The organism is Ohtaekwangia sp. (assembly GCF_036568665.1).
Classification (GTDB): Bacteria; Bacteroidota; Bacteroidia; order Cytophagales; family Cyclobacteriaceae; genus Ohtaekwangia.
Window position 1 is genome coordinate 1 of the sequence record NZ_DATCSD010000440.1, and the last position, 13,952, is coordinate 13,952.

The 13,952-nt window shown below is 45.0% G+C and carries 9 protein-coding genes; 5 read left to right on the plus strand and 4 right to left on the minus strand.

From position 1 onward, the window contains the following. Positions 1 to 4,008, plus strand: a 4,008-nt coding sequence (locus VIN08_RS25880) for a T9SS type A sorting domain-containing protein (protein WP_331971897.1), incomplete at its 5' end; no start/stop codon positions are given. Positions 4,009 to 4,059: 51 nt separating this feature from the next. Beyond that, positions 4,060 to 4,521, plus strand: a complete 462-nt coding sequence (locus VIN08_RS25885) for a hypothetical protein (protein ID WP_331971900.1) — start codon at positions 4,060 to 4,062, stop codon at positions 4,519 to 4,521. A gap of 52 nt (positions 4,522 to 4,573) precedes the next feature. Here the strand turns inward: VIN08_RS25885 and VIN08_RS25890 are convergent, their stop codons facing one another. Together VIN08_RS25890 and VIN08_RS25895 are read right to left on the minus strand one after the other, a co-directional pair. Continuing rightward, the gene (locus VIN08_RS25890; protein WP_331971903.1) at positions 4,574 to 6,250 is read right to left on the minus strand and encodes a hypothetical protein; all 1,677 of its coding nucleotides are present in this window, start codon (positions 6,248 to 6,250) and stop codon (positions 4,574 to 4,576) included. 133 nt (positions 6,251 to 6,383) lie between these two features. Beyond that, a complete protein-coding gene (locus VIN08_RS25895; protein ID WP_331971906.1) occupies positions 6,384 to 6,992 on the minus strand; it encodes an arylesterase in 609 nt (202 codons plus the stop codon). A 90-nt stretch (positions 6,993 to 7,082) separates the two neighbouring features. Here VIN08_RS25895 and VIN08_RS25900 point away from each other — a divergent pair, with 90 nt between their 5' ends. Both VIN08_RS25900 and VIN08_RS25905 read left to right on the plus strand, forming a co-directional pair. Continuing rightward, on the plus strand, positions 7,083 to 7,787 hold the full coding sequence (locus VIN08_RS25900) for an ABC transporter ATP-binding protein (RefSeq protein WP_331971909.1): 705 nt from the start codon (positions 7,083 to 7,085) through the stop codon (positions 7,785 to 7,787). Between the two features lie 111 nt (positions 7,788 to 7,898). Further along, entirely contained in the window at positions 7,899 to 10,472 is a 2,574-nt protein-coding gene (locus VIN08_RS25905) for an ABC transporter permease (RefSeq protein WP_331971912.1), read from the plus strand. 60 nt (positions 10,473 to 10,532) lie between these two features. Here the strand turns inward: VIN08_RS25905 and VIN08_RS25910 are convergent, their stop codons facing one another. Continuing rightward, entirely contained in the window at positions 10,533 to 10,937 is a 405-nt protein-coding gene (locus VIN08_RS25910) for a DUF533 domain-containing protein (protein WP_331971915.1), read from the minus strand. A gap of 158 nt (positions 10,938 to 11,095) precedes the next feature. Between VIN08_RS25910 and VIN08_RS25915 the strand changes: the two genes are divergently transcribed. Beyond that, positions 11,096 to 11,779, plus strand: coding sequence for a head GIN domain-containing protein (locus VIN08_RS25915; protein ID WP_331971918.1), 684 nt, complete (start codon positions 11,096 to 11,098; stop codon positions 11,777 to 11,779). 56 nt (positions 11,780 to 11,835) lie between these two features. Here VIN08_RS25915 and priA read toward each other — a convergent pair. After that, on the minus strand, positions 11,836 to 13,952 hold a 2,117-nt coding region (priA, locus tag VIN08_RS25920), incomplete at its 5' end, for a replication restart helicase PriA (protein WP_331971921.1).

The following is a 13,952-nucleotide window of genomic DNA, read 5'->3' on the forward strand; positions in this document are numbered from 1 at the left end:
ACGGATCAGTTGATGATTACCCGCTATGGTATGCTTACCATCGATGATAAGGTAAATGTAGTAGGCAACATGATCGACATTGGCAGTGAGTATATGCCGTATGGTTTTATATCGGCGCTCAACCAGGGATTGAATGCCGAATCGGGCAAGATATACTATCAGACCAAGCCGGGTAAATTTATCGTGCAGTACGATAATGTAGCACACGGCTGGGACGACTCACAGCACATCACTTTCCAGATCATTGTATATGATAACGGGAATGTGCTCATCAACTATAAAGACATCAGCCTCGATGCCTTCAATACCAACTATATAGAAGTGGCGATCGAGGATCCGGATAAGAAATTCGGATACCTGATCTCCAACTATGAAAACCCGCTGAACGCAGCCAGTGGTTTCTCGGTAGAGATTGCTTCTCCGGGGAGAGATATACTCAAAGAACTTTCTTCCACCACAGGAACCCTGCCGGTAGGCGCATCAACGGATATAACCTATAAAGTAGAGACTGCCGACCTGACGGAAGGAGGCTTCTGGCAAAGCCTGGTGGTGATCAGCAATGATCCTGCAGCACCTGCCAAAGTATTCAAAGCGCAAGTGAATATCACCTCCGGTGGTACTCCGCATATTACGGTGAGTGCCGATGCTATTGATCTGGGTGAAGTATTTATAGGCGATCAAGTAAAGTCTATACTACAGGTGCAAAACGATGGAACTAAAGCTATCAGCATCAAGAGTATTACCTCTGATCATGGATACTTTACCGTAACACACGATGCACTGCCGTATAGCATGAAAGCAAAATCATCGGTATATATACCCATCGCAAAGAAGGGCGTTACAGCGGGTGAGCTGAGCGACAATCTTCACATTACGTTCAGCGATAATTCGGTAAAAGATATAGCACTGCATGTTATCGTGGTAACGCCTCCCAACATTGCTCTGACGTACGATCCGATTAACGATATACTGGAAGCCGGTACATCGGTTGAGCATACGATCAATATAACAAACAGCGGAGCGAACACGCTGCAGGTTGTGCCATCGGGTAATGCCTGGGTATACCCGGTAGATACAGAGGCGGCACCGGGTGTAGCCGGTATACAATATCCGAAGAATACATATTACTGGAGCAGCAGTAAAGATGGTTCGGTGCAATATGTATGGGAAGATATTATGAAGAAGGAAAACATGATCGACTTCGTGATTGATGGTTATCCGCATGAGAAAGAGATCACGTTGCCTTTTGCCTTTACTTTCTACGGCAAGGAATATACCAAGCTATATGTAAATACAAATGGTCTCGTATACTTTACACCCGACCAGCCGGTTGAAATCTTTACTTCGGCTACAATACCGGATGCTGAAGGCCCTAATAATTTCATTGCACCGTTCTGGAGTAATGGTGCTTTCTATTCACTCTATAATGATGTATACGGTGTATACTATTATGCAACCGAAGAGGTAGTAACCATCGAGTATGTGAATCTCTACAATATATTCGGGATGGGCGATCCGTGGAATCTGCAATTGTTACTGTATAAAAATGGTAACATCCGTTTTCAATACCAGATACCAGGCTGGACATATACTACCGGTGGTGTTATTGGTGTGGAGAATGAAGATGGAACGGAAGGCGTACGTATAGCCGCATACCAGAACTTTATCGAGAATGGTTTGGCTGTAGTGTTAACTCCGGCCAACCGTATAGAGCTGGCTGCCGGTGAAGCGAAAGCCGTAACGGTACGGGTAGACGCCAAAGAATTGATGGCGGGCGATTATAGCGGAAACCTGTTGTTGCAAACCAACGTGCCCGGTAAAACTTCATTAACTGTTCCGGTTTCCCTTACCGTAACCGGTGCCCCTAAACTGGAAGCTCCTGCTGAGCTTGATCTTGGTGACGTAATAGCAAAAGAAGTTGATGGTATACCAGCATCCTATAGCTACGAATTTACCTTGAGCAATGCAGGTGCTGCACCGCTCACATTCTCGCAGTTGCAAATTAAAGATGGCAGCGAAGTAACATTGTGGACAGAGATGTCTGGTTTCTTTGGAACGTTCTGGGCACAAGTGCCAGGAGAGGTGTCACCGGATATGATCTCGCTGTTGCCGAAGCAAACACAGAAGTTTAAAGTGGAGGTAACACCATCGCTCGACAACTATACTTTGAATGATATACTCATTATCGAGAGCAATGATGCTTCCGGTTTGATCGAGATACCGGTAAAAGCCAACGTTATGCTGCCACCGGCAATGCAGGTGCGCAAGAAGAATGTAGTATTCCATGCAAACGACAAGACCTATACCGGTGAAGAATCATTTGTGATCAGTAACAAGAAAGGTTTATCGCCATTGAAATATACCCTCGAGGTAAAATACCAGCGCCCGGGTACATCGTCAGCCACTGCTGCCGATAAGGCAGCGAAGAGCAGTTATGTGCCGGCATTGGAAAGTATACCGGTGGGATTGCGGGCCGGTACAACCTTTGTTACCGGTTACAATCGCACCTTGGAATATACCGATAAAGATAAAGCCGATGAAGTGGTTGGCTTTGGTATAGGTGCTGCCTTTGTATCGGCAACCCAATTTACCGCACCGGCTGATGGCTTTACGCTTACACATGTACAGTCATACTATGCTTCTGGTGATTTAGCATCCAGCGATATTACGGTAAGTATATATACTGGTGACGCTATCGAAACAGCTACGCTGCTGGCCAGAGAAGATTATACACTGGCATTGGGTAAAAACTATAAAGACCTGGTTGTGTTCGATCTGAAGAACCCGATCACGCTATATCCGGGCGAGACATTCTTTGTGGTGATCCGTTATCCGTTGGGTACCGGCCATCCGCAGGGAACAGTCGATCTGACGGATCGCTATATGGGAACTTTCCTATACTATATAGCCGAGATTGATGCGTGGTATGATATTACCGAGCAGCCGGAGTATAGAACGACAGGCTGGTTTGTAAAAGCGCTGGAGAAAGAGTTTGTTAACGGAGGCTGGTTAACGCTGCAAACTGCTATAACAGGTGCTATACCGGCAGGTGACTCGTTGACTATTCCATTAAAGGCAGTGGCCGCTAATATGATTGAACCATCCGATGCTTATGCCGATGTAGTTATCAAATCCAATGCGCCGGGCAACACAACGGCTACGGTACACGCCAACCTGCACATCAACCAGGCTCCTCAATTTGAAGAGAAGGTATACGAATGGTATGTAACCGAAACAGAAACATCGGTATTTCAAATTCCGGTTACCGACCTGGAAGGAGAGGCTGTAACGGTTACTATCCCGGATGCTCCAACAGGTATGACGTGGGCTTCTACACCAACCGGTATAGAAGTTACCTATACTCCGGGCTATATAACTCCGCGTGTTGTAGCTATAGCGATACAGGCGAAAGATGCCGGCAACCGAACAAGCACTAAACCTGTAACGATCAACGTGCAAAATGTGAATCGTGCCCCGGTGGTGGTAGATCATACTGATCGCCATTACGATTATGCAGCTGCAGCGGATGAGATTGCTACATCTTCTGTTGTTACCGATCCGGATACGGATGATATACTCAATGTGTCTGCTATATCTTCGGATGTTACAGTGGCGGAAGTGATGGCTTCTTCCGATAACATACGTATCAAGCCGAAGAAAGCCGGAGAATCCATACTGACAATAACGGCTACCGATAATAGTGGTGCTTCGGTAACAACTACTGTAAAGATCATTGTGAACCTGGTAACTGCGATCGAGACTACCAACTTTGGCAGCGTTAAACTCTATCCGAATCCAACGGCTGGGGTACTGAACATGTCGTGGGAAGATGCTTCGGTTAATGTAGACCAGGTAACAATCATGACCGTGACAGGCGAAGTATTGCTACAGCCTGCGGTGAAGAACCGCGCGTTACGTGCCGATGTATCGTCACTTGCTGCGGGACTTTACCTGATCAAAATTCAGAATAAGGAAACCTCGCATGTATTCAAGTTTATCAAACAATAAATAAAAATCAGTCAGGCTATCGTATCGGTAGCCTGACTATATATACTGTCTATGGAAAGAATTACGAGATATATAGGGTTTGTTATCGCAATAGCGGTAATAAACGTGATGGCAAGTTGTGGTGGCGATAATGCTACCGACCCTGCTACAGAAGCTGCAAATAAACTGTCGGGCACCTGGGCCATTAACGGTGGTTATGTAAAAGCAGATGGCGCGGATGTTACGTCTGACTATACTGGTCTTGCAATAACATTTACCGAAACGAAAAGTAATGTACCGGTATATGCTGTTCAGAATGGAGGCTATGCATTCAACAACATTACGTTTGATACGTGGAATTTTACTGACAATACTTTTACCGCGATTGAACGCGGACAGGATGAGATCGTGATGCACTATACCATTACTGATGATGCATTGACATTGAACTTCACAGTACCCGATCCGTTGCTCGAAGGTGGCAGGGCTCAAGGTATATTTGGTGATTTTGAAATCAAGCTGAAAAAGAAATAGACTCTCCCAAACCCCGGGGAATATCGGAAGTGTATGTCTGGTATTCCCTTTTTTATTTTGAAATTTTCGATAAGAAATCTACAAGCCCTACTTCTGAATTAGTAAGATTGAATTTTTTACGAAGGCGCGTACGTGCAACCTCAAGGCTACGGGTAGATTGGTGAGTGATGGAAGAGATTTCCTTCGTGGTCATGTTCAGTTTTAGCAGCGCACAAAGTCTCCGTTCTTTCGGTGTAAGTTCCGGATAACTTGCTTCCAGCGTATCATAAAAATCTTTGTGTACTTCTTTAAAGCGTAATTCAAATTCCTGCCACGATGTATCATTGTGTTTCGATATAGCGCCCAGCTCTTTGGTAATTCTCAATAACTTTGATTGCACTTCGGAGGGTAAATCTTTCTTTACAGTCTCCAGCCGGTGAATCACTTTGTGAATGAACTCATCTTTCTTCAAGAGGAACAGCATTTGTGCCGTGAGGTCTTTCTGTTTATACTCCAGCTCCAGTTGCAACGCGGTTTGATCGCTCACCAGTTTTTCTTCGCGCAACTTTAGCTGCTCGTATTGCAGCCGCTGATTTTTACTGCGCACTTTTTGGATGGCATAAAGCAACAACAGTATAATAATGCCGGAGATCAGTATAGATATAGCAATGATCGTTTTAAACTCGCGCGATTTCTGCTTCACCTGTTCTTCCTGGTTCTTGTGCAGCATTTCGTAACGTGCCTCTACACGGGCCAGCTCGCGAAACTTCGGCCCGTTAAATACACTGTCTTTATACTGTACGTGTAATTTAAAGGCATAGAGTGCACTGTCGTATTTACCTTCCTGGCTATATATATCGGAGAGTAGCATGTATATTTCCCCAAACTTGTCGGTAAGGTCGCCCACTTTTCGCAGGGCTTTGGTCGTTTGGTATATATAGTATTTAGCCGAGTCGAGGTTGTTTACCGCGATAAAGTATATCACCAGGTTTCGATAGGAGGAAGCCAGTCCGCGATCGTCATGGATCATGGCACGAAAGCGCTCGCCTTGTTTCAGGTACGGGTATCCTTCTGTCATTTTCTTTTTCTCGATCATTACCTTGCCGAGGTTGTTCAGCAGGTTGGCTCCATGTAAATAGTCTTTTATCTCAAGTGCATACTGCAATCCTTTTTTATAGTATACGATGGCCTTCACGGTATCTTTCATTTTGATCAACGTGTTGCCAAGGTTATTATAGATGGGTGCATGCAAAGCAGAAGGAGCTGTGGCATGTTTGTCGCGATCATCCTCGTCCAACAGACTTAATGATAACTCGTAATAGTGTAACGACTTGTCAAGTTCGTCCTGTCGTTCGTATATTGCCCCGAGGTTGGAATATACCCGCAGCAATTCATTTTTATTAATCGGGTCTTGCTGTTTGTACAGATGCTCGGCTTTCAGAAAAAAATCGAGGGCATCATCGTAAGAAGGTGTGATAAAATTTACCCTGCCCAACTGGGTATAGATGCGGGCCAGATCCTGATCGGCTTTGGTATCAGTAGCAAACTGCAGCGCCTTTTCGGCATATACATTGGCACTGTCCAGGTTAACGTTGATGAAGTACTGCGATATAGCCAGCAGTATAGTTACGCGATTGGAAGCTGTACTGATAATGAGTTCATTCTTTAAACTATCAATCGGCTGTGTCTGCGCTATAGCCGATAACGTTGCCAGCAAAGCCAGTGCTATAGCACTTATCGTGCGCGCCATAAAGTTCATTATCCGGCAAACCATGCTTCGGGGCTCAAGTCAAGTTAAGGTCCCTGAAATATGACGAATAGCTTTGACTTCAAAAAATGCCGCGATCCATTTTTGGTCAATCCCTGCAATTGACCGCTATATTTTATAGCAACGGCTGAATGACCTTATAAACATTCTCGGCTACAATCTTGTGTCCGTCAATGTTGGGGTGGATACCATCGGCCTGGTTCAGCTTTTCGTTGCCGGCCACATCCTGCAGCAGAAAAGGTATAAGAGTAATATTATTCTTCTTGGCCAGGTCCGGGTACATTTTTTTAAATTTAGCAGTATAGTCAGGACCAAGATTGGGTGGCACCATCATACCGGCCAACACAATTTTAGCTTTGGGATATTTAGTCTTTACCTTGTCGATGATCTGCTGAAGATTCTTTTGTGTCTGCTCGAGTGGTAGCCCGCGAAGACCATCGTTGGCACCTAACTCCAGCACAAATACATCTATAGGCTGGCGCAGCACCCAGTCAAGTCTTGAAACACCACCGGCTGATGTTTCGCCACTCAGTCCGGCATTGATAGTTTTATAAGGCTTACCTTGTTGTTTCAGTTTCTTTTCTATGAGAGCAGGAAAGGCTTCTTCCGGAGAAACGCCAAGCCCTGCTGTGAGGCTGTCGCCATAGAATAAAATTGTTTTTGTAGAATTTCCTGCCTGAAATAACAGGAGGAATGAAATAATCAACCCTAATTTTCCGACCATATATGTAAAAAAACAGTTAGTGTTATCCTGAAACTAAAACAATTTTAGTTCTTTTAACGATTACTCATACATAGCAGATAAACAAAAACCATGTCAAATACGGTACTTCAAGTCGAGAACCTCACCAAGGTTTACCGCTCTGCGAGCAAGGAACTAACGGTGCTCGATCATGTTTCGTTCTCTGTGCAGCAGGGAAATTCAATAGCGATTATCGGTCCATCGGGTAGTGGTAAAACTACATTACTCGGTTTATGTGCCGGGTTAGATACACCTTCATCGGGCACGGTATCGTTGATGGGATTCAAACTCAATGCAATGAGTGAAGATGATCGTGCCTATATCCGTAATCAATATGTAGGTTTTGTGTTTCAGAATTTCCAGTTACTCTCTACACTTACTGCATTGGAAAATGTAATGGTGCCGCTGGAACTTCGGGGTGAACGCAACGTACAACCTAAAGCAATTGGCTTGCTTGAAAGAGTAGGGTTGGGCGGAAGACTTCATCATTATCCGTCACAATTATCAGGTGGCGAGCAGCAGCGTGTAGCCATGGCGCGAGCTTTTATTACCGATCCGAAAATATTATTTGCCGATGAGCCCACCGGTAACCTGGATGAAGAGAATGCACAGAGTATTACTGAACTTCTTTTTGGCATGAATAAAGAAAACGGCACTACACTGGTGCTGGTAACACACAACCTTGATCTGGCTCAGCGCACACAACGCATCATCCGCATGAAGGGCGGCAAGCTGGTAGAAGAAGTACATACATCCATGGCGGTAACCGACAATTAAAAGATTGAAAGACTAGAAGATTGAAAAATTGATAATGCCATTAATCTTACAATCTTTTAATCTTTCAATTTTCCAATCTCTAAATTTTTCAATTACACATTTTCGATCCCGATGATTGAGTATATCATTAAGCTGAAACGGAAAACCAAAAATATATTTACCGACCGCTGGGTGTGGACGATGGCGTGGCGTGATGCGCGTCATAATTTTTCGCGGCTGCTGTTGTTCACGGCTTCACTGGTGACGGGTATCGCTGCCGTTGTGGCGCTCGATTCACTGAACTATACTTTGCAGAATGATATAGATCGGAATGCCAAAGAACTGATCGGTGCCGACTTTGTGGTGAATGGCGATAAGAAGTTTAGTCCCGAGTTGAAGAAAGCATTTGATACAGTAGGCATGACGCAGGCCTCCGAGGCTGACATGGCTTCGATGGTGCTTTTTCTTAATAACAATCAGTCACGATTGATCCGACTGGTTGCTTTATCCGGACCATTTCCTTTCTACGGACAGATAGAAACATTACCGGCTGATACCTACCAGCGTGTGCAGGGTGGTGGCTATGCTATGCTGGATGAAACCCTGGCGAGCCAGTTCGATGTGAGTTCAGATGATTCGCTTCGCCTCGGTAAGCGTGTATTTAAAGTGGCTGGTGTAGTAAAGAAGATTCCCGGTGGTGGCGGTATCATGACTACGTTTACGCCTTCGGTATATATATCGATGAACGATCTTGACTCGACTGGCTTGGTACAGTATGGAAGTCGCGTAAGCTATAAACAATACTTCAAAGCCAAAGATGATGAGCAGGTAAAGAGTGTAGAGAAAACGCTGGGGCCTATTGTAAAACAATATGGTCATTCATACGAGACGGTAGAGAAACGCAAGGAAGGATTAGGTGAAGGCTTTATGTCGATCTATCGGTTCTTCTCGCTGCTGGGATTTGTAGCGCTTATACTCGGATGTATAGGTGTGGCCAGCTCGGTACATATATATGCCCGCGAGAAACGCGATGAAGTAGCGATGCTGCGCTGTGTTGGCTCTTCCGGCTGGCAGGCATTCAATATATACTTTATACAGATATTTATACTCGGTATAGCCGGCAGCATTATAGGTTCGCTGATCGGTATCGGTATACAACAACTTATACCGATATTGCTCAAGAATGTTATACCGTTTGAGGTTGGATTCAATCTCTCGCTGCGTTCTCTGTTTGTAGGTTTATTACTCGGTACAGTAGTATCGATATTATTCTCGATACTGCCGCTGGTATCGGTAAGATTTGTTCCGCCACTTACCGTATTGCGTGCTTCTACAGAAGGAGCTCCTCAGGGCCGATTCTCCAAAACAAGAATTACTGTACTGGTATTGATCGCATTATTCCCGATGGCTTTTGCTGCTATACAAACGCGAAGTCTCATGACGGGTGCTATGTTCTTTCTTGGACTCATTATAGCATTGGGATGCCTGGCACTGGTAGCAACATTTTTACTTTTCCTGGTGCGTAAATTTTTTCCGAGTCAATCCGGATTTGTATTACGACACTCGTTGTCGAGTTTATTTCGCCCCAACAACCAGACGCGTGTATTGCTGGTAACGATCGGGCTGGGCGCCTTTATCATTTCAACATTAAATGTGGTGGAGCAGAGTATGCTGAGCCAGGTAGAATTTACCGGGCAGGAGAATCAGTCCAACACGATATTGTTTGATATACAGCCATCGCAGAAAGAGGGTGTAGTAAAGCTGATGGAAGAGAACAAGCTGAAGGTAAACCAGGTAGTGCCGATCATTACCTGCCGGTTAAGCGAAGTGAAAGGTAAATCCGTAGAATCCATGCAGAATGATACTACCGATCATACACCGGGCTGGGCGCTGTCGCGTGAATATCGGGTAACCTATCGCGATACGTTAACGGCATCTGAAGAACTTATTAAAGGTGAATTGCAGAAGAAGGTTTCTGGTAAAGATTCCGTATGGGTAACGATATCCGAAGGTATGGAAGAAAACCTGCAGGTAGGCGTGGGCGATTCGCTCGTGTTCGATATGCAGGGTATACCGGTAAAAGTACATATAGCTGGTATACGCAAAGTAGACTGGCCGAAGGATCCACCGAACTTCATCTTTGTTTTTCCGAAAGGTGTTTTGGAAAATGCTCCGCAGATATACGTAACGGCTACACGCATAGACGATCAGCAGAAAGCGAATCGTTTCCAGCAGCAACTGGTGTTGCAGTATCCGAATGTATCGCTCATCGATCTGCGGCTGATCCTCAGCACAGTAAATGATCTGTTCAATAAACTTGGTCTGGTTATCCGCTTCCTGGCATTGTTCAGCATCATTACCGGCCTGGTGGTATTAGCTGGCGCGGTGATCAACAGTAAATTTGTTCGCATCAAGGAAAATGTTTTACTGCGCACAGTTGGTGCGCGTACACGCCAGATAACTTTAATAACACTGATTGAATATGCGTGGCTCGGATTATTTGCTGCGCTCACAGGAATGATCCTCTCGATGGGAGGAGGGTGGCTGCTCACCAAATTCTTTTTCGAAATCACCTTCGGGTTCGATTGGGTAGAACTGGTGATCATTGCTTCGGGTGTTATACTGCTTACCATGATCATTGGCTGGCTCAATTCACGCGAAGTGATCAATACACCACCGCTGCAGATTCTGCGCAAGGAGAGCTGATAAAACAACAAAGCCCATGGATATATACCATGGGCTTTGCTTGAGAGAGAAGTGTAAAAATTATGCCTTCAAATACTTGATAGCTTTTTGTTTTACCATGTCACGATCTGCGGTAATAGAAGGATCGCTGTAAACGTGTTGTGATATCTCGGCAACAACGGCTTTCTTGAATCCTAATTTCTCAGCAATGTGTTCGCAGAACACAATCTCACTTCTGAAAACCTGCCCGTCCATTTTCATCAACTGGATCAGGAAGTAGAGGTGTTCGAATTTTTCATCGTTGGTAAGGCTGGTAATACTGCCGATCGGCTGGGGATTACTTAGCATCTGGTCAACTTCTTCCTTGCTAATGCCGTTAGCTTTAGCAATAGTCTGGATCAGTTTGGATTCGCGATCGGCTACTTTTTTATCGCTGGCAGCCAGATTGATCAGCACATTTAATTCGGCTTTTTTGTCAAAAATCATAGAAGCTCTTGGTTAGAAAATGCAAATGTTAAAAAATGAACTATGAAATTCAGTGTAAAATACAATGTTTTAATACATCCACAAAATTATTACTTGTCAACCTACACCATGCAACCCTTATATTTACAGATTGTCTTTAGTGCAAATTTGAATGTAGTATGAAGTATTTATTAAGTATAGTCTTCCTGATCACCTGCCTGGCAGGTGCATCGGCCCAGCAAAGCCAGACCCGCTCTGTTGATTCATTCTCAGGTATAAAAGTAGCAGAAGGGGTAAATGTTTATCTGAAAAAAGGCGATAAAGAAAGTCTGCGGGTGGAAGTATCGGGCACCGATCCGGAAAATGTTATCACAGAAGTATCGGGCTCTTACCTGAAAGTGCATATGAAAGACGGTCGCTATCGCGGCAGTGTAAGCGCTAAAGTATATGTTACCTATGTTAAACTGGATAAGCTCTCTGCCAGTTCTGCGGGCAGCATCTATACCGAAGAAGCTATAAAAGGCAGTAGTATGGATATCAGCGCTTCAAGTGCCGGTGAAATAGAAGTAGCGCTCGATGTTGAGAGTGTATCGGCCAGCGCTTCGAGTGCCGGAGAACTTACACTGACCGGAAAAACAAAATCGTTAACCGTAGAATCCAGCAGTGCAGGGGAGATAGATGCCTATAGCCTCGATGCTCAAAAGGTACAGGCCGAAGCCAGTAGTGCCGGCTCTATCAAGATCAGTGTTTCAAGTGAGCTTGTGGCACATGCCAGCAGCGGTGGCAGCATACGCTTCCGCGGAAATCCGAACAAATCAGTTACAGACTCCAGCAGTGGCGGCTCGGTAAAGAAATCAAGCTAGTATATATATAGTGACAGTATATAGGAAGGTCCACGCGAGGTCGTGGACTTTTCTTTTTACATCGGGTCAACATCGGTTATCACGCGTACACTTCTGAAAGCCTTATCCACTACCAGTTGTGCCGTTAATGCAGCAATGGTTTTCTTGATCGCGGCCAGATCATATTTACTCCGTGGTATCTTCACCAGTATATTCATCAGAAACTGATTCCTGATCTTGGATATAGCGGGCTCTCCCGGACCGAGTATACGAATATAGGAGAGGTGCTGACGAAGTTGATCGGCCAGTGTTTCAGCCGCGTTGCGACAAGTTTTTTTATCGGTATGTTTTACAGTGATCTCGATCAGGCGTGTAAACGGAGGATAATCATGTTCCTGCCGGTCGGTCAGTTGCGTGGTAAAGAACTCCTGGTAATTATGCCGAAGTATAGTTTGCAGTAAAGGATGATCCGGACTGGAGGTCTGTATCACTACAAGCCCCGGTTTGTCTCTTCGCCCTGCGCGACCGCTTACTTGTGTGATAAGTTGAAACGCGCGCTCATACGAACGGAAATCCGGGAAGTGAATCATCCGATCGGCATTAAATATACCTACCAGACTTACGTGATCGAAGTCGAGACCTTTCGTTACCATCTGCGTGCCCACCAGTATATTGGTTTCGCCTCGTTCAAACTGATCGATGATGGTTTCGTAACCTGTTTTGGATCGCGTAGTATCCAGATCCATCCGCTGCACCTGTGCTGTAGAAAAGTGCAGACTCAGTTCTTCTTCCAGTTTCTCGGTGCCATAGCCAACGGTACGGATACGCGTAGATGTACAGGTGGGGCATTGTTGTGGCAACGATTCTTTATAACCACAGTAGTGGCACACGAGTGCATTTCTGAATTGATGATACGTGAGGCTCACTGCGCAGTTCACACATTTAGGCACCCAGCCGCAGTCTTCGCAGTTTACCATCGGTGAGTAGCCTCTCCGGTTTTGAAAGATGATAACCTGTTCTTTTTGTGCGAGTGTATCTTCTATTTTCTTCAGCAACAATCCGGAAAATTCTCCTTTGATCGTTTTCTGTTTTCGCTCACGGCCCATATCTGCCAGCACCACCTGTGGTAATTGTGCATCGCCAAAACGTTTGGTCAGTTCCACCAAACCATATTTACCCTGTTGTGCCTGGTAATACGATTCTACCGAAGGTGTTGCAGAGCCCAGCAATACTTTGGCGTGGTGCATCTGGCCCATTACCATGGCTACATCGCGGGCATTATAGCGTGGTGAAGGCTCCTGTTGTTTATAAGATGAATCGTGTTCTTCATCTACGATGATAAGCCCGAGATTATCAAACGGTAAAAAGATGGAAGAGCGAACGCCTACTATAAAATTAAATTTACCCTGTAGCACACCGTTCCATACTTCCACCCGCTCGGCATCGGAGAACTTGGAGTGATATATACCCATGGAAGTTCCGAATACCTTTTGCAGTCGCTGCACGATCTGTGTAGTGAGCGCAATTTCAGGCAGCAGGTATAGCACTTGCGTATTACTCTCGAGCGCCTTGCGGATCAGGTTGATATATATTTCAGTTTTACCGCTGCCGGTAATACCATGGAGTAAAGTTACCGCATGGGTTTCAAAACTTTTGAAGATAGCATTCTGTGCCAGCTCTTGTTCTTTGCTCAGCAGTATCATGGGCGGTTGCGTAGCTTCGCCTATTTCAAAGCGTGGCACTACTACTTCAAATTCTTCGAATACCTGGTGTTTGATCAGTGTACTGAGCGATGATTCAGATATATCTTCTGTCAGTAATTTCTTTTTTGATAGTCCCGCCTTGTTAGCATCTGTATGGTGCATCACTGGCACTTGCTGCAAATATTTCAATACGACATCTTCCTGCTTCGGTTTTTGAGCGATCAGGTTGAAGAGTGTTTCCAGTGCTTCTGCTGAAGTATATTTTGATGTAAGGCGTACTTTCTTATCCGTCTTAGGTCTGTATTTTTCGCGTATCTCCTCAAAAAGTATAATGGCTTCCTTACCGGTAAGCGATTTCAGGATCGAGTACAGATGTTTCGTTCCCAAGAGCTTGGCAATGTCAGAATAAGTGAGCGACTCGTGTTGCAATCGCTTGAGGAGTATAATTTCCTTTTCGGAAAAAGCCTGTTCTGATTCTTCGAGATTAAAAG